At 73.6% G+C, this 15,172-nt stretch carries 20 protein-coding genes; 6 read left to right on the top strand and 14 right to left on the bottom strand.

Translation table 11 applies throughout. The features are described 5' to 3' along the window. Positions 1-29: 29 nt before the first annotated feature. Together ACFWI4_RS30125 and ACFWI4_RS30120 are read right to left on the bottom strand one after the other, a co-directional pair. Positions 30-497, bottom strand: a complete 468-nt coding sequence (locus ACFWI4_RS30125; protein ID WP_387202544.1) for a peroxiredoxin — start codon at positions 495-497, stop codon at positions 30-32. Further along, positions 494-874 (bottom strand): DoxX family protein, encoded by a 381-nt coding sequence (locus ACFWI4_RS30120; RefSeq protein WP_387202541.1) that lies wholly within the window; start codon positions 872-874, stop codon positions 494-496. Before ACFWI4_RS30120 ends, ACFWI4_RS30125 begins: the two co-directional genes overlap by 4 nt. A 214-nt stretch (positions 875-1,088) precedes the next feature. Between ACFWI4_RS30120 and ACFWI4_RS30115 the strand changes: the two genes are divergently transcribed. Beyond that, positions 1,089-1,544: an ATP-binding protein gene (locus ACFWI4_RS30115; protein ID WP_387202538.1), complete on the top strand. Its 456-nt coding sequence runs from the start codon at positions 1,089-1,091 to the stop codon at positions 1,542-1,544. Positions 1,545-1,607: 63 nt separating this feature from the next. Here the strand turns inward: ACFWI4_RS30115 and ACFWI4_RS30110 are convergent, their stop codons facing one another. The 4 genes from ACFWI4_RS30110 to ACFWI4_RS30095 form a co-directional block, all read right to left on the bottom strand. Next, positions 1,608-2,030, bottom strand: coding sequence for a hypothetical protein (locus ACFWI4_RS30110; protein WP_387202590.1), 423 nt, complete (start codon positions 2,028-2,030; stop codon positions 1,608-1,610). Positions 2,031-2,199: 169 nt separating this feature from the next. Then, entirely contained in the window at positions 2,200-2,538 is a 339-nt protein-coding gene (locus ACFWI4_RS30105) for a hypothetical protein (RefSeq protein WP_387202535.1), read from the bottom strand. A 118-nt stretch (positions 2,539-2,656) separates the two neighbouring features. Next, complete coding sequence (locus ACFWI4_RS30100; RefSeq protein ID WP_387202532.1) at positions 2,657-3,091, bottom strand: ATP-binding protein; 435 nt, start codon at positions 3,089-3,091, stop codon at positions 2,657-2,659. A 111-nt stretch (positions 3,092-3,202) separates the two neighbouring features. Next, entirely contained in the window at positions 3,203-3,463 is a 261-nt protein-coding gene (locus ACFWI4_RS30095) for a WhiB family transcriptional regulator (protein ID WP_387202529.1), read from the bottom strand. Between the two features lie 263 nt (positions 3,464-3,726). Here ACFWI4_RS30095 and ACFWI4_RS30090 point away from each other — a divergent pair, with 263 nt between their 5' ends. Next, a complete protein-coding gene (locus ACFWI4_RS30090; RefSeq protein WP_387202526.1) occupies positions 3,727-4,431 on the top strand; it encodes a GAF and ANTAR domain-containing protein in 705 nt (234 codons plus the stop codon). Between the two features lie 36 nt (positions 4,432-4,467). On the opposite strand, the gene ACFWI4_RS30085 is transcribed toward ACFWI4_RS30090, so the two are convergent. Further along, positions 4,468-5,682, bottom strand: coding sequence for a phosphatidylserine/phosphatidylglycerophosphate/cardiolipin synthase family protein (locus ACFWI4_RS30085; protein WP_387202523.1), 1,215 nt, complete (start codon positions 5,680-5,682; stop codon positions 4,468-4,470). Between the two features lie 431 nt (positions 5,683-6,113). Between ACFWI4_RS30085 and ACFWI4_RS30080 the strand changes: the two genes are divergently transcribed. Then, positions 6,114-6,524 (top strand): ATP-binding protein, encoded by a 411-nt coding sequence (locus ACFWI4_RS30080; RefSeq protein WP_385404546.1) that lies wholly within the window; start codon positions 6,114-6,116, stop codon positions 6,522-6,524. Between the two features lie 280 nt (positions 6,525-6,804). Next, entirely contained in the window at positions 6,805-7,272 is a 468-nt protein-coding gene (locus ACFWI4_RS30075) for a MarR family winged helix-turn-helix transcriptional regulator (RefSeq protein ID WP_387202520.1), read from the top strand. A gap of 50 nt (positions 7,273-7,322) precedes the next feature. Here the strand turns inward: ACFWI4_RS30075 and ACFWI4_RS30070 are convergent, their stop codons facing one another. The 6 genes from ACFWI4_RS30070 to ACFWI4_RS30045 form a co-directional block, all read right to left on the bottom strand. Beyond that, positions 7,323-9,104 (bottom strand): PP2C family protein-serine/threonine phosphatase, encoded by a 1,782-nt coding sequence (locus ACFWI4_RS30070; protein ID WP_387202517.1) that lies wholly within the window; start codon positions 9,102-9,104, stop codon positions 7,323-7,325. After that, positions 9,101-10,174, bottom strand: a complete 1,074-nt coding sequence (locus ACFWI4_RS30065) for a SpoIIE family protein phosphatase (protein WP_387202514.1) — start codon at positions 10,172-10,174, stop codon at positions 9,101-9,103. Before ACFWI4_RS30065 ends, ACFWI4_RS30070 begins: the two co-directional genes overlap by 4 nt. Continuing rightward, complete coding sequence (locus ACFWI4_RS30060) at positions 10,171-10,566, bottom strand: anti-sigma regulatory factor (protein WP_387202587.1); 396 nt, start codon at positions 10,564-10,566, stop codon at positions 10,171-10,173. Before ACFWI4_RS30060 ends, ACFWI4_RS30065 begins: the two co-directional genes overlap by 4 nt. Positions 10,567-10,613: 47 nt before the next feature. Then, positions 10,614-11,033 carry an STAS domain-containing protein gene (locus ACFWI4_RS30055; RefSeq protein WP_387202512.1) on the bottom strand — a complete coding sequence of 140 codons (420 nt, stop codon included), beginning with the start codon at positions 11,031-11,033 and terminating at the stop codon, positions 10,614-10,616. Then, positions 11,030-11,929 carry an STAS domain-containing protein gene (locus tag ACFWI4_RS30050; protein WP_387202509.1) on the bottom strand — a complete coding sequence of 300 codons (900 nt, stop codon included), beginning with the start codon at positions 11,927-11,929 and terminating at the stop codon, positions 11,030-11,032. Before ACFWI4_RS30050 ends, ACFWI4_RS30055 begins: the two co-directional genes overlap by 4 nt. A 186-nt stretch (positions 11,930-12,115) precedes the next feature. Beyond that, positions 12,116-13,285 carry a PP2C family protein-serine/threonine phosphatase gene (locus tag ACFWI4_RS30045; RefSeq protein ID WP_387202506.1) on the bottom strand — a complete coding sequence of 390 codons (1,170 nt, stop codon included), beginning with the start codon at positions 13,283-13,285 and terminating at the stop codon, positions 12,116-12,118. A gap of 198 nt (positions 13,286-13,483) precedes the next feature. Between ACFWI4_RS30045 and ACFWI4_RS30040 the strand changes: the two genes are divergently transcribed. After that, complete coding sequence (locus ACFWI4_RS30040) at positions 13,484-13,915, top strand: MarR family winged helix-turn-helix transcriptional regulator (protein WP_385404530.1); 432 nt, start codon at positions 13,484-13,486, stop codon at positions 13,913-13,915. Positions 13,916-14,156: 241 nt separating this feature from the next. On the opposite strand, the gene ACFWI4_RS30035 is transcribed toward ACFWI4_RS30040, so the two are convergent. Beyond that, the gene (locus tag ACFWI4_RS30035; protein ID WP_387202503.1) at positions 14,157-14,534 is read right to left on the bottom strand and encodes an STAS domain-containing protein; all 378 of its coding nucleotides are present in this window, start codon (positions 14,532-14,534) and stop codon (positions 14,157-14,159) included. 171 nt (positions 14,535-14,705) lie between these two features. Between ACFWI4_RS30035 and ACFWI4_RS30030 the strand changes: the two genes are divergently transcribed. Continuing rightward, positions 14,706-15,167: a MarR family winged helix-turn-helix transcriptional regulator gene (locus tag ACFWI4_RS30030; protein WP_387202501.1), complete on the top strand. Its 462-nt coding sequence runs from the start codon at positions 14,706-14,708 to the stop codon at positions 15,165-15,167. Positions 15,168-15,172: the final 5 nt, after the last annotated feature.

Below are 15,172 nucleotides of genomic sequence, written 5' to 3'. Positions count from 1 at the left end.
CGGGGCGTCCGCGAACACCCCCGGGCGTCTCAGCCCTTGTGCTCGCGCAGCGCGGCGAGGGCGCGGTCGGCGTGGGCGCTCATGCGCAGCTCGCTGCGGACCACTTCGAGTACGGTGCGGTCCTCCGCGATGACGAAGGTGACCCGCTTCGTGGGGGCCAGGCTGAAGCCCCGCTTCACCCCGAACCGCTCCCGGACGGTGCCGTCGGCGTCGGACAGCAGCGGGAAGCCGAGCGTGTGCCGGTCGGCGAACTCCTGCTGCCGGTCGACCGCGTCACCGCTGATCCCGACCGGGCGCGCGCCGGCGGCCGTGAACTCGGCGGCCAGATCCCGGAAGTGGCAGGCCTCGGCGGTGCAGCCGGCGGTGAGGGCCGCGGGGTAGAAGAAGAGCACCACCGGCCCCTCGGACAGCAGCTCCGACAGGCTCCGCGCCGTCCCGGTCTCGTCCGGCAGCGTGAAGTCCTCGACCTGGTCGCCCACGTTCACCTGAGATGTCATGACTGTCCCTTTCCGGACCGGGCGACTCCGCGCGCCCACAGTACGAGCGGCACCTGGAGCGGGAGCCGCGCGAGAGCCGCCGCCCTGAGCGGCGCCGGACGGCGGCGCCAGTCCACCGCCATCTGGACGTTGGCGGGGAAGACCCCGACGAAGAACGCGGCGGTGGTCAGGGCCGCGACCCGGCGTGTGCGGGGGAGCGCCACCCCCGCCGCCAGGGCGAGCTCGACGACACCGCTCGCGTACGTCCACGTCCGGGGTGCCCCCGGGAGAACGCGCGGGACGATGGCGTCGAACTGCCGCGGTGCGGCGAAGTGCGCGGCGCCCGCGGTGGCCAGCAGGCCTGCGAGCAGCAAGGGCGAACGTTCGGGCCGTGGCACGGTTCCTCCTCCGGGGACTGCCGCGGATATTACTTGACGGTAAGTGCCGTTGATACGGGCGGGACGCGTCGGACGGAGACGTTCGCGCGTTGTTCGTGTGCCGTCGACGGCCGGGACGGTGGTGGTGACGTCCGGTGGGTGCGCGAACGTCCAGGTTTGGGGGGACGCATCACGGTCAGCCGTAGAGACATCGGCCAGGAACGGAGCGTGGGGAATGTGCAGGCAGGGACACAGGTCCGCCGTCGACACGGTGGCGGACGCGGATCACGCGGTCCCGACGGGCCCCGGGAGTCCCGCGGACGTGCGGCAGGCCGTCAGGCGCGCCTTGGCGGGCCGGTCCGGCGGGCTCACCCGTGACGCCGAGGACGCGGCCGGTGACGTCCTGCTCGTGGCCTCCGAGCTGGTGACCAACGCGATGCTCCACGGGGGCGGGGTCACCGGGTTCGACGTGACCCGCACCGAGCGGGCGGTGCGGCTGTCCGTGAGCGACCGCAGCGACCGGCTGCCCGTGGCCGTCGACCAGTTCGACGAGGTCGGCCGGATGCGGGTGGGCGGCCGGGGATGGATGATCGTCTGCACCCTGGCCAGCGACGTCGTCGTCTCCCGGCTGCGGGCCGGGGGCAAGCGCATCACCGCGGAGGTGCCGCTCCTGCCCGGCCCGAGGGTCTGAGCCGGTACGGGGTGTCCGTCCTCCTGCCCCGCCCGGCCGCGCATCCGCCGGTCGCGGGTGGGATCAGGCCGTCAGGGCATGCCGGAACGGGAAGGCCTCCCTCACCTCGACCAGACGGCTCGCCCCGGTCCTGCCGGTGGCCTCGCCGCGCGCCGCGCCGCCCCGGTCGGCCGCCTCGGTCCGCCCGGTGACGGTCGTACGGGCCGCCGCCCGCACCGTGTACGTGGTCTTCGCGGGATCGACGAGCGGATCGCCGAGCACGATCAGGCCCGCCGCGTGCAGCGCGTCGCACTCGCCGGTGGGCAGCGCGACGTAACAGCCGCCGCGCCCGGTCGCCGGGTCCAGCGGAAGCCAGTAGCCGTACCGCCGACGGCCGTTCGCGTGCACGGTGAGACGGACGGGGAACCGGCGCTGGGTGATCAGACGCAGGACCTCGGCACCCTCGGTGCCGAGCGGGGCGCGCGTGCCCGACAGCGGCCGCAGCATGGTCACCGGCCTCCGATCGGCGCTCGCGGCACGGCACGGAGGTGCGAGGTCGGCGTCATGTGCGGGCGGCCTTTCGACGGACGGACGGAATCACACGCCACCGGTACGGTGCCGCTCTTGCTGATCAGCATTGTTCCGTAAAGCACTGACAATGCGGAGGGGTTGACGCTCAGTCGTGTCGCACCGATGTGCGTACGCGGTGGGAGCGGGCGGCCAGCTGGCCCTGGACGAAGGGGTCGGTCCCGGGGTCGTACGAGCCGGCGTGGTCGGCCAGGGCGTCGGTGATCCGCTGCCACTCGTCCGCCTCCGTCCGCGCGTCGCGCGCCTTCGTGCCGTCGGCCGGACCCTCCCCGGCCGCCTCCTCGCCCTCCGCCTCCCGCTCGGCCGCCTTCCGTGCCTCGCCGAGGGCGGCCTTCGCCCGGTGGTGGTTCATCCCGGTGGCGGCGCGCCGCACCCGGTCCCACACGGCGTGCTCGCGCTCGGTCGGTTCCCGCTCCTCCGGACTCAACGCTCCCCCTCGGTCGTGCGACGGCGTCACAACAGCTTCCTTCACCGCACCCGTGTGCCCGGGCAGGCGCGAACGACACCTCCACGTCCGTACGACGGCTCGGTGCCGGCGTGCGCCGTCACCAGGGCAGGAACGCGTGCACGTCCTTGCCGTCGGGCCGCACGATCACGCTGACCTGGTCGGACAGCGCGTGGATCAGATGCCAGCCGATGCCGCCCCCGCCCTGTGCGGGGCGGAAGCGGCGCGGCGCGGGCGCGGTGGTGCTGCTGTCGTGGAGCGTCACGTGCACACCGCCGGTGGTGGGGCGCATCTGGAGCTCGAAGGGGCCGGGGGCGTACTGGACCGTGTTCGCCGCGAGTTCGGTGACCACCAGCAGGATGTCGTCCCAGTGCTCGGGCGCCGAGGGCGGTGTCGCCCGCGCCAGGGCGCGCAGATAGCCGTCCGCGGCCAGCCGCGCGTCCGTGACGCTGCGCAGCTCGCCGCCGAACGCGCTGGTGAGCGCCCCCAGCGCCTCGTAGGACGATTTCCTGTTCCGGCTCGGATCGCTCTGCATCGTGCCCTTCGTTCGGGTCTGGGGGCGGGGATTTCTCCCGCGGTGTCCCGACCCGGTCAGCTGCGCCGAACCCGGCCCCTGGGCGAGGCCCGGTGCTGCCCGCCTCCCGCTCTAGGCGGGTGTGTTCCGGGACCGCTGGCGCGAGCGGCGACGCGTCAGCGCACGTCGTTCCGCCTCGCTCGTGCCGCCCCAGACGCCGACGGTCTGGCCCGTGTCCAGGGCCCAGCGCAGGCACTGCTCACGGACCGGACAGCCCGCGCAGACGGCCTTCGCCTCCTCGATCTGGAGCACCGCCGGGCCGGTGCTCCCGATGGGGAAGAACAGATCGGGGTCGACGGTGCGGCAGGACGCGCCTTCGCGCCAGTTCTCCATGTGAACCTCCTGATCGGGTCGGGCGTGTTCTCCGGAATCGGTCTCTTCCCGGGTCACCCTTGATCCGCCGGATGAAACGGGCGGCGCATGCAAAGATCCCGTGGATATGGGGTGCCCGCACGGGGTGGTCGCGTCGTTCGGCCGGATTTCCGGCGGCCCGGCGGACCCGTGTCACCCGGCCGCCCTCGGCGCGGCGGTCGCGGGTGGCAAAATGGAACCCCAGGTGAAGGCTGGTTTCGTTCCGACGGATGAACGGATGTCCCATGGCGCAGGAGTCGGGCGAGGTCTGGGAGAAGTTCGCGGTCGCTCTGGCGGACATGGCACGGGACCTGCTGGCCCAGGACTCGGTACAGGCCACCCTGGACCGGATCGTGGAGCACGCCACGGTGCTGATCAACGGCTGCGACGAGGCCGGCATCCTCACGGTCCGCCGCGGTGAGGTCAGCGCGCTGGCCGCGACCAGCGACGTCGTGCGCATGGCGGACCGGATCCAGCAGGACCTGCGGGAGGGCCCGTGCTTCGACGCGGTGACCGAGCGGGAACAGCTCTACGCCATCGAGGACCTGCGCAGGCCGCACCCGAAGTGGGCCCGCCTGGCGCCCGAGCTGAGGAAGCTGGGCATGGGCAGCATGATGGGCTTCCTGCTGTTCACCGACGACGACGAACTCGGCGCCCTGAACGTGTACTCGCGCCGGCCGAGCATGTTCGACGAGTCGGCCCGGAGCGCGGGCTGGGTGCTGGCCTCGCACGCCGCGGTGGCCCTGTCCTCGGCCCGTAAGCACCAGCAGCTCGGGCACGCCCTGGAGACCCGCCACGAGATCGGCGAGGCGATGGGCATCCTCATGGAGCGCCACGGTCTCGGCGAGGACGAGGCCTTCGCCGTGCTGAAGAAGGCCTCCCAGGACCACAACATCAAACTCCGGGACATCGCCCGCAAGGTCTGCGAGACCGGCGAGCGGCCCCGCTGACCGCGTCCCCGGACCCGTCCCGCCCCGTCCGCCGTCCTAGAGGAAGCGGCGTACGGGGGCGACGGCCAGTTCCTTGGCGCGCTGGAGCGGTGACCTGCGCCGCCAGCGGCCCGGATCGATGTCCACGGCGTTCTCCCGGTCCTCGTCGAAGTCCCGGTCGAGGGCCGCGGTGAACGACTCGTCGAGGACGGCCAGCATGACCTCCTCGTCGTGCTCCATGGAGCGGCGGTTGAAGTTGGTGGACCCGATGAGCGAAGCCACCCCGTCCACCGTCATGATCTTGGTGTGGAGCATGGTCGGCCGGTACTGGCGTATCTCGACACCGGCGGCCAGCAGCGCGCCGTAGTGGTTCTGGCCGGCCAGCTGACAGGCCCGCTGGTCGGTGTGCGGACCGGGCAGCAGGATCTCCACCCGGACACCGCGTCGCGCCGTCGCGCACAGCAGGTCCACGAAGTAGGTGTCCGGGGCGAAGTAGGCGGTCGCGAGCCGGAAGCGTTCCTCGGCCGAGGTGAGCATCACCCGGATCAGGGTCTGCATGTCCTGCCAGCCGAAACTGGCGGAGCCCCGCACCACCTGCACGGTCGCGGAACCCGGCCGGCCGTGCCCGGTGAAGCGGTCCCGGTCGTCGAAGAGCTCGTCGTGGCACTCGGCCCAGTTCTGCGCGAACGCCGCCGCGATGCCGTCCACGGCGGGGCCGCGCACCTGCACATGGGTGTCCCGCCACTCGGAGGGGCCGCGGGCGTCTCCGCACCACTCCTCGGCGATGCCCACGCCACCGGTGAACGCGGTGTGCTCGTCGACGACGAGCGCCTTGCGGTGACAGCGGTGGTTCTGCTTCAGGGGCGAGAGCCACAGCGGTTTGCGGAACCAGGCGACCTGTACGCCGGCGGTGGTCATGGACCGCAGCAGGTCCTCCTCGATCCGCTTCGCGCCGAAGCCGTCCAGCAGCAGGCGTACGCGGACACCCGCGCGGGCCCGCTCGGACAGGGCGGCCGCGAACTCACGGGCTATCTCCCCGCGCCAGTAGACGAACGTCATCATGTCGACGGTGTGCTCGGCCGAGCGCACCGCGGCGAGCATCGCGGCGAAGATCCGGTCGCCGTTGCGCAGGGGAACCAGTTCGTTCCCCTCGGTGGCCGCGATGCCGATGAGCCGCTCCAGGCGTCTGCGGAACCGCTGCTTGCGGCGCCGGGCCTCCTCCGGGTCCACCGTCCTGTCCGCCTCGACCCGTGCCGTGGTGGTTCGGGACATCCGTCGTCTCCTGTCGTCCGTGTCGGGTTCCGCCTGCTCGCCCCGGGCGGGGGAGGCGCTGCGCCGGGGTGGTGGTCCCGCCCGCCCCTGCCGGTCGAGGGCCACCACCCCGGCCGCTCGACCGCGGTGGTCCCGGGGTCGCCCGGCCCCGTACGACCACCGCGGGAGCGATGTCGCCGAACCACCCTGGGGCGTCCGGGACGCGTGCCTTGTGCCCCCGATCCACGGCGTCAGTCCCCCGCCGTCAGCACGGGTGCCGTGCCCACCCCGCCCGGTTCCCGTGTGACCACGGTGTGAAGGTGGGGAAACCCGTGACATGCGCCGGGACGCTCCGGGAAGAAGGGGGAACAGCCCGCCCGGCACACCGGATCGACACGGAGGGCGCCGCAGCGCGGCGTAGGGGCGGGACGTACGGCAAGGGAGGCGAAGGCATGACCACCGTCGAACCGCCCTGCGACCTCGGCCCGGGGCTCGGGGCGAGGCTGGAGAGGGATCCGCAGGCCGCAGTGAACGCCCGGCGCATGGTCAGAACGTTCCTCGGCGGGCTGCCGCGCACGGTGCCGCGGGAGGTGGCCGAGGCCGTCCTGATCGTGGTCTCGGAACTGGTGACGAACGTGGTGCGGCACGCGCGCGGCCGGCTGTGCCGCCTGGACCTGCGGGACATGGGCGATGGAGTCGGCATCTCGGTCTCCGACGACGATCCCGAGCCGCCGCGGCCCCGGCGGCTCGACCTGACCGGGCAGGGCGGCTTCGGCTGGCCGCTGGTGCGCAGGCTGTCCGCCGAACTCACCGTGCTGTCCCGCCCGGACGGCAAGACCGTCCGCGCCGTCGTGCTCTTCTGACGGCCGCCGCCGCGCGCTTCCCGCTCCCCACGACTCCGAGGAACGAGCATCATCCGCGACACACCCGCCACCCCAGGCCGCGACGGAACCCTCCGTCCGGACGGCAGGGTTCCTCGCCCGCCGGGACCGGGCCGTCCACCGAGCGGCGAAGCGCCCGGCCCGGACGAGGAGTCCGGCCTCGACGGAGCGCGTGGCCCGGACGGAGTGTCGGGCCCGGGCGCGGTTCGTGGAGAGCTGGGCCCCGGGGAACGCGTGATGACCCGTGGGGGATGAGGCCGACGTGGACCCCGTGGGGGCCGGACCTCCGCCCGAGGTGGTCGCCGGACGGCTCGCGGACGCCGTCGAGGAACTGGTGGACCTGTGGACCCCGGCCGTCCGGCCGGGCGGCACGAGGCTGTCCGCACAGCAGTTGAGGGCACTGAACGCCGTCGCGCGCCGTCCCGCGCCCACCCTCACCGACCTGGCCGAGAGCGTCGGCACCACCCTGCCGACCGCGAGCCGTCTCTGCGACCGGCTGGAGGCCGCCGGCCTGCTCCAGCGGATTCCGCACCCCCAGGACCGGCGTGCCCTGAGCCTGCTGCTCACGCCGACGGGCGGCCGGCTGCTCGCGGAGATCGGCGCGCGGCGGACCCTGGACCTGGCCGCGGTCCTCGCGGCGATGACCCCGCCCCAGCGGTCGTCCCTGGAGAACGGACTCCGAGCGTTCCAGGCGGCTCGGCAGGCCACCGCCCGCCGCACGGGGGAGTGACCGGCGCGGACGGAACCCGGCCGCGCGGCGGGGCGCCGGTCCGCCGCAGGTCAGGCGGACGTCCGCCCGGGGCCGCCGTCCGCGTCCGTGGCGCCGAGGTGGACGAGCAGCAGACACACGTCGTCGTCGCGCCGGGAGTCGCGCAGCAGCGGGTCGAGGATCCGGTCGGCGGCGCCCTCCAGATCATGGTCCAGACCGGCGGCGCGCTCGGCGGAGAGCGCCCCGGCCAGCCGCCGGATGCCCGGGTCGATGCCCTCCCTCCGCCGTTCCACGAGTCCGTCCGTGTACAGGGCGAGCGTGGATCCCGGCGGGATCAGCGCCGTGTGGTCGCGGATCTCCTGGTGCAGCGGAATGCCGAGCATCGCTCCGGGCCGGGCGTCCAGGACGCGCACCTCGCCGTCCGGGCCGCGCAGCACCGGCGGCGGATGTCCGGCGGCGGCCCAGGTGACCTCGGGCTCGTCCGGGTGGAACCGGGCGATGACCGCGGTGGCGTACAGATCGGGCTGGAGATGGTGCAGGAACGCGTGCAGGCGGGTGAGGAGCCGTCCGGGCGTGCCGCCGTCGACGGCGTACGCCCGCAGCGCGGTGCGCAGCTGGCTCATCATGACGGCAGCGCGCAGCCCGTGGCCGGTGACGTCGCCGACGACCGTGACCAGCGCCCCGTCGGGCTGACGGAACGCGTCGTACCAGTCGCCGCCGATGTTCAGCCCGTGGGTGGCGGGAAGGTAGCGCGCCGCCAGGTTCAGGCCGGGGGTGGCGGGGAGCTCGGTGAGCAGGGCGCGTTGCAGGGTCTCGGCGATGTCGCGGTTGTGCTCGAAGCGCTGCGCGTGGTCGATCGCGACGCCCGCCCTGCGCGCCAGTTCGACGAGCATCACCGCGTCGTCCGCGCTCCACCGCTCCCGCGGCGGCGTCAGGGTCACGACGCCGAGGGGCGTGTGCCGGCTCGGCAGCGGGATGCACAGCAGCGGCTGCCGCGGGTCGAGTGCGGAGGGCGGCAGGTCGTCGACTCCGGGCAGCCCGCCCGGATGGTCGGCGGCGTAGTGCGGGCGGCCGGTGCGGGCGGCGGCGACGGCTGCCGCCGGGCGGGCGGTGCGCCCGCGGGCCCTGTCGTCGGCGGCGAAGAGCCAGACGTCGACGCTCCGCGCGTAGTCCGGCACGAGGAGCCGGGGCAGATGGCCGAGGATCTCCTCGTGGTTGAGGGAGGCGGTCAGCGCCGCGCTGGCGTCGGCGAGGAAGGTCAGTCTGCGCCGGGCGCTCTCGGCCTCGGTACGGGCCCGGCGTTCGGCGTCGAAGAGCTCCCGCTGGACCCGGCCGGCCGTGTCGAGTTCGGCGTGCAGCGCGAGCACACCCTGGTTGGTCTGGTGGAGTTCCTCTCGATGGAAGGCGACCAGCCGTTCCTGCTCGGTCAGTTTGCCGAGGAGCCGGGAGGTGTCCTCGTCGGCGCCGAGCAGGGCGTCGGCCAGGGCCGCCCGGGTGTGCGGCACCCGTGCCGGTACGTTCCTGTCGCCGGTGCCGCCCCCGGTGCCGTCCCCGCCGGGACCGGCGGTGTCCAGGCCCGCCCGCCAACTCGGGCCGCCCTCCGCCCCGTTCGTCTCGGCGTCGAGGGAGACGGTCAGCCGTCCGCGGCCCGGCTCCCTCGTCGGCCCGGAGGTCCGCAGGGTCAGCCGCCAGCCGCCCCCTTTGAGAAGGCACTGCCGCAGCTGCGCGCTCAGGGCGGTGACGAGGCGGGTGCGTTCCACCGTGGAGGCGCCGTGCGCCGCCGCGGCGCGGGCCACGGCGATGCGGGCGCGGGCGGCGTCGTCGACGGTGGTGATCTGCCAGGTGCGGGTCATGGTCGCTGATCCTGCGGAGTGGGGGCCAGTACGGCCACGGTGGTGTCGTCCCGCGCCGGCCGGGCGGCGCTGCTGGAGTCGCGCGTGATCACGGCGGCGGTGACCGCGGGGTCCCAGCTGGTGAGACGGGAGAGGGGCGGGGGGACCCAGCGGCTGGGCAGGCCGTCGCTGTGGAGCACGAGCAGGCTGTCGCGGGTCCACGGCAGACTGCTCTGCGGCAGCCGCGCCGGGCGGTGGGCACCGACGATCCCGGGACGCGACAGCAAGGGGCGCCAGGTGTCGCCGGAGCACAGCCGCGCCCCGATGTTGCCGATCCCCGCGAAGTCGAGGCGCAGGGACACCAGGTCGAGCCGGGCCACCGCGACGGCGGCTCCCCGGGTGTCGTGCAGGGCCGGGTGCAGCGCGTCGAGCAGTTCGGCCGGCGGCAGATGCGCGAGTTCGCGCAGTCGCCCGACGGCGGCCCCGGACGCCTTCGCGGCCGCGGGGCCGTGGCCGAGACCGTCGGCGAGCAGCAGGGTGACCACGTCCCCGGAGCGGACGCACGCCCAGGCGTCGCCGGAGTGCTCGGCGGCCGCGAGCGGGATGTTGATTCCTCCCACGCGCACCGGGGCCCCGTCGTCGGGGGAGCGGTGTCCGGGCCGGTCCCGGCGGGCCGCGTGGATCCGGGCCAGGGCGACGGTGCCGCGGCCCGGCACGGTGTGCACCTCGAAGTGGTCCGAGACGCGCCGGCAGGTGCCGAGGCCGGCGCCGAGCGAGGCCGTGGTCGAGAACCCGTCGAGCGAGGCGGCCGCGAGGTCGGCGATTCCCGGGCCGTGGTCGATCGCGGCCAGCTGGAGGGCGGGGCCGCGCCCGGTGCCGGGGGGCCCGAGGTCGTCGTGCACGGTCTCGACGAGCATCCGGCCGCCGCCGCCGTGCTTGAGCAGGTTGGTGGCCAGTTCGGTGGCGACGAGCGTGGCCGCGGCGCCGCGGTCGCGGCCGAGGCCCGTGTGCTCGGCGGCGGCCTCGGCCGCGACCCGGACGTCCCGGACGCGGGTCGAGTCGTGGACGGGTACGTCCCAGACGCGTGTCATCGGCTCTCCTCGCGCGGCCGCGGAGGGCCCGCGGTCCAGCAGACGACGGTCACGGCCGTGCCCTCGCCCGGGCGGGAGTCGATCGAGAACTCGTGCACCAGACGGCGCGCTCCGCCCAGGCCGAGACCCAGACCGCCGCCGGAGGTGTAGCCGTCGCCGAGGGCCCGTTCGACGTCAGGGATGCCGGGACCCCCGTCGGAGAACGTCAGACGCAGCCCGGGGGCGGCCCCTGCCCCGAGGACGGTGGACTCCATCAGGCCGCCTCCGCCGTGCACCAGCGTGTTGCGCGCGAGTTCGCTGGCCGCGGTGACGAGCTTGGTCTGGTCCACGAGTCCGAATCCGAGTCCGGCGGCCGCCTGGCGCACATGCTGGCGCACCCATGCGAGATCCATGTCGGTACGGATCGGCAGAGAGGTGGTGACACTGCCGGAGGTGTCCGTCACGGGCTCTCCTGGCGTACGGGGCTCTGGTGGAGGGGAGTGGACGCGGGGGCGAGCAGCCGCAGCGCCTCGTCGGTGTCGAGCGCGGTGCGCAGCCCGGGCAGTGTGAGGCCCAGTTCGACCAGGGTGATGGCGACGGCGGGGCGCATGCCCGCGACGACCGTCTCCGCGGCGAGCAGCTTCGCGTGCGCGGCCACCTCGGCGAACACCCGTCCCAGGAAGGAGTCGACGATCTCGACCCCGGAGATGTCGATGACCACACCCCCGGCCGAACTCGCCGCGATGGCCTCGCCGATGTCGCGCTGCAACTCCTCGGCGGCCTCGTCGTGCAGGTCGCCGTGCAGCGTGACCAGGAGGATGTCACCGATCCTCAGGACGGGGACTCGCGGGCCGGAGGAGCCGGGGACCGGGCCGCTCACCGTGCGCTCTGGCCGGTACGGTCCCGGTCGACGACGGAGATGCCCTGCCGGTGCAGCGCGTACTCGAGGGCGTCGGCGAGGCTGGCGCGGGTGACCACGGATCCCAGGTCGATGCCGAGGTGGACGATGGTCTGCGCGATCGCGGGCCGGATGCCGGAGACGACGCACTCCGCTCCCATCAGACGGGCCGCGGCCACGGTCTTCATCAGATGCTGGGCGACCAGGGAGTCGACGGTCGGCACACCGGTGATGTCCAGGATGGCGAACCGCGCCTGCTGGCTGACGACGGCGTCGAGCAGGCTCTCCATCACCACCTGGCTGCGCGCGCTGTCGAGGGTGCCGATCAGCGGGACGGCGACCACGCCGGTCCACAGCTTGATCACGGGCGTGGCCACTTCGAGGAGCTGGAGGCGCTGCCGGTCGATGAGTTCCTGTCCGGCGCTGAGCGCGGTCTCCAGGACGACCAGGCGGAGGGTTCCCAGCAGCGCGGTGAGCGTGACCGCGCAGGCCTCGGCGAAGGAGCGGGGGACGTCGGCGAGGTCGGCGCCCAGCAGCTCGTAGGCCGCCGGGCGCAGCGCCGCCACCTCGTCGGCTATCTGGGCGGAGGTGGCACCCGTGCGCGCCCGGGAGGCGGCCATGCGCCCCAGCTGTTCACGCACGGTGGCGAATCCGGCCGCCCCCAGGTCCTCGGTCCGGTCCGCGGCCGCGACCGCGGCCAGCGCCTCCACGACGGCCCGGCCCGCCTCCACGGCCTCGTCCCGCGAGATCGTGAACACGGTACGGAACAGCGCCTCGTCGGCCCAGCGCTGGGCGATCTGTTCGCGGCGCCGCAGCAGGAACGCGCCGACCTCCTGCGCAGGCGACGCCTGCTGTGCCGCTGTCTGTCGGTCCGCCACGTGTGCTTCTCCTCGGTCCGTGCGTCCGTGCGTCCATGCGGGTCCGCCGCACGGCACGGTTTCTTGTCGTACGACAACTGTAGTCATGGTCCTGGGACGCGCGGCACCCGCTCTCCGCGCGGAGGCCGTCACGCGGAACCGGCCCGGACGTCCCGGGCACCCCGGGGGCGGTCGGTTCCGCTGCGGTCACTCGGCCGACGGGCCGTGCCAGTCCAGGCACACCACCAGGGCGTCGTCCTCGGGCCTGGGCCTGCCCCGGTGGCCGGTGAGCTCGCGCAGCACGGCGCGGGGCACCTCCGTCGCCGGCAGCAACCGCGTCGAGGTGATCGCCATGGCCAGGGCCTTCTCCCCGTACGTCTCCCCGCCCGGCCCGGCGACGGCGTGCACGCCGTCGCTCACGAAGAGGAGGCGGTCGCCGGGTTCCACCCGGAACTCCTGGACGAGGTAGTCGGTCTCCTCGAACATGCCGAGCGGCAGCTGGGCCTCGAAGTCCACGCGCTCGACCGTCCGGCCCCGCAGGCGCAGCATCTGGGGCGACCCCGCGTCGATCACCTGCATCCGGCCGGTGGCCAGCTCGAAGTCGAGCATGAGCACGGACAGATAGGACTCGCCCCGGTACTGGGCGTAGATCGCCTGGTCGGCCAGCGCCGCCTGGTCGTGCAGGGGGATCCCGGCCCGGCGCGCGTTGCGCAGGGCGTTGATGCCGAGATTCGTCAGCAGGGAGGCCTCGATGCCCTCGCCCATGCCGTTCGTCACGTAGAGGGACAGCCGGGAGGCGTCGGCCGACCAGTCGAAGTTGTCGCCGAAGATGGCGTAGGCGGGCTCCAGCTGGGCGCCGAGCTCGTACTCGGGCCGGGAGCAGGAGCGTCCGGGCAGCAGCTGCCACTGCATCTCGGCGGCCAGCGTCAGCCGGTCCTTGCGGCGCGCCTGGAGATAGAGGTCGGTGTCCCGTTCGGCCACGAGCACCTCGTGACCGAGGACCTCCGCGATGTCGGCGAGCTCGGTGAGCGTCTCGCCGTCGCAGGCCGCCGAGGGCAGCGTCACGGACAGGACGCCGAGCCGGTCGCCGCGCACGGTCACCGGGAGATGGGCGCGTACGACCCCTTCGCCCGGTTCCTCGACGAACGGCTCCTGCGCCCCGAAGGCGCGGCCCTCGGGGCTGGTGTGCACCGGAATGGGCTCCAGGGTGTGCGGCAGCACCGAGACGGGCTGGAGCACCGTGAGTCCGTAGTCGGCCATGAAGAGCTCGACGGAGTCGGCGGCGTAGTGATCGCACAGCACGTCACGTACGGCGTCTAGCAACTGGTGGGGTGCCGCGGTGCGCAGGGCGCGCTCCGCGACCACGAATCTGTTCACGATGTCGGGTAGGCCATTCTTCGACTAGTACGATTCCGGATCCACCCTCCGGGTGGGCCGGTCCGTCGTACGTGGGTGCTGGTATCTATTCTTGTGTCCCTGTTGTCGCTTCCGCAGGCTGACAGCGCCAGAGAAGACTGGGAGAGTTAGACGGTGACTTCTTCCGGCCCGCGTCCGCACCCCAGCGAGGTGGCTCGGGTGACCGCCGAGGCGGCCGAGCTGCTGGAGATCCTCTGGGGGCGCGCCTCGACGGCGCCCGTCTCCGCCTCCCAGCTGCGGGTCATGTTCATCCTGGAACACGACGAGGGGATCAACCTGCGGACCCTCGCCGACGCGCTCGGCTCCACGCCTCCCTCGACCAGCCGGCTCTGTGACCGGCTCCAGGCCGTCGGGTACGTCGAGCGGACGCCGAGCGACGTCAGCCGCCGGGAGCTCCGGCTGTTCCTCAGCCCGAGGGGCCGCACGTTCCTCACGGAGCTGCGCGAGCGCCGCGAACGCGCCGTGGAGGCGGTCCTCGACCAGATGCCGGCCGCCGGGCGGGCGGCGCTGGTGGAGGGGCTGTCGGCCTTCTGCGCGGCCGCGGCCGCGCAGCTCCACGAGGGCGACACGGTCGACGTCCGCTCGGCCTGACCCGCGCGGCGGCCCCGACCGGGAACCGGTCGTCGCGGGGGCGTGCGGCGCGGTCGCCCCGCGGGGGCGGCCGGTCCGGTCCTGTACGTCATCCCGGCTCCCTTCCGTGGTCCTGGGCGATCACCCTCCTTGTCCGAGGCGATCACTCTGTTGTCTCACGCTTATAGTTGTCAAATGGCAACTGTCACTCCTGCGCTCCCGGACCGGGTCCCCGTTCGTGGGGGTGCCGGGTGCGGGCGCCCTAGTGCCGGGCCGCCTTCCCTCCTATCAGGGCCAGCGCCGTGCCGACGTCGTCCGTGGACGGGATGGCGAGGCTGACGCCGGTGATGTCCAGCACGCGCCGGACGGCCTGGGCCGGGGACACCAGGCACACACCGCCTCCGGCGCGCCCCGCGACGTCGTGCGCCTTGAGCAGCGCGTTGATGCCGGAGGAGTCCATGAAGGGGACCGCGGACAGATCGAGCAGCAGGTGCCGCCGGCCCCCGCGGACCTGGTCGGCCAGTCGGTCCTTCAGCTCGGGGGCTGTCTCGACGTCCAGTTCCCCGGCGACGGTGACCAGGGCGATGCCCTCGCCGTACGCCGTCGCGTCGATGGACACAGGAGCCTCTTCGGCCGGCACGGTTACCTCCACGTTGGAACTGACCCGCAGGGATCCACCCGGCGCCGGGCGCGCCGGTGAGCAGGTCAACGGTTACCCGCCGAACCGGGACGCACACCTTCGGTCCAGGCGGGCCGGTCTCTTGACCTTCCCTTTCCTGAATTACCTCTGACACAGAGGTAATCTCGAAGGGTGAAGGCGGATCCGGAGAACTTCCCCGAGAGCCTGGCGGACGCCCTGGCCGGGCTCCAGCGGCTGATCAGACGGCGGCTGCGCGCGGGCACGACGGGACCGAGCCTGCGCGGTGCCGAGGTCGACCTGCTGCGGCTGGTCGTCGACCGGCCGGGCATCCGTGTCTCGGAGGCGGCCAAGGAGCTCTACCTGGCGGGCAATTCGGTCTCGACGCTGGTCAACCGGCTGGCGGGGGAGGGCTTTCTGATCCGCGAGACGGACCCGGCCGACCGGCGCGCCGCGCGACTGCTGTCCACGCCCGCGGCGGACGCCCGGCTGCGCGACTGGCGGCAGCGGCGCGGGGTGCTCGTACGCGGCCAGGTGGCCCGTCTCGACGCGGCCGACCGTGCCGCGCTGGAGGCGGCCCTGCCGGCCCTGCGCAAACTGGCGGCGAACCTGCACGAGGAGGCCGAGGACTCATGACACGG

The organism is Streptomyces sp. NPDC127038, from assembly GCF_042725875.1.
Lineage (GTDB): Bacteria > Actinomycetota > Actinomycetes > Streptomycetales > Streptomycetaceae > Streptomyces.
This window is presented reverse-complemented; position numbering and strand designations above follow the sequence as displayed.

Bases quoted from the DNA above. Each gene is read 5' to 3' on its own strand.
- ACFWI4_RS30125 (WP_387202544.1), bottom strand. From the start codon at position 497: ATGACATCTCAGGTGAACGTGGGCGACCAGGTCGAGGACTTCACGCTG.
- ACFWI4_RS30115 (WP_387202538.1), top strand. From the start codon at position 1,089: ATGTGCAGGCAGGGACACAGGTCCGCCGTCGACACGGTGGCGGACGCG.
- ACFWI4_RS30110 (WP_387202590.1), bottom strand. From the start codon at position 2,030: ATGCTGCGGCCGCTGTCGGGCACGCGCGCCCCGCTCGGCACCGAGGGT.
- ACFWI4_RS30100 (WP_387202532.1), bottom strand. From the start codon at position 3,091: ATGCAGAGCGATCCGAGCCGGAACAGGAAATCGTCCTACGAGGCGCTG.
- ACFWI4_RS30095 (WP_387202529.1), bottom strand. From the start codon at position 3,463: ATGGAGAACTGGCGCGAAGGCGCGTCCTGCCGCACCGTCGACCCCGAT.
- ACFWI4_RS30090 (WP_387202526.1), top strand. From the start codon at position 3,727: ATGGCGCAGGAGTCGGGCGAGGTCTGGGAGAAGTTCGCGGTCGCTCTG.
- ACFWI4_RS30085 (WP_387202523.1), bottom strand. From the start codon at position 5,682: ATGTCCCGAACCACCACGGCACGGGTCGAGGCGGACAGGACGGTGGAC.
- ACFWI4_RS30080 (WP_385404546.1), top strand. From the start codon at position 6,114: ATGACCACCGTCGAACCGCCCTGCGACCTCGGCCCGGGGCTCGGGGCG.
- ACFWI4_RS30070 (WP_387202517.1), bottom strand. From the start codon at position 9,104: ATGACCCGCACCTGGCAGATCACCACCGTCGACGACGCCGCCCGCGCC.
- ACFWI4_RS30065 (WP_387202514.1), bottom strand. From the start codon at position 10,174: ATGACACGCGTCTGGGACGTACCCGTCCACGACTCGACCCGCGTCCGG.
- ACFWI4_RS30060 (WP_387202587.1), bottom strand. From the start codon at position 10,566: ATGGATCTCGCATGGGTGCGCCAGCATGTGCGCCAGGCGGCCGCCGGA.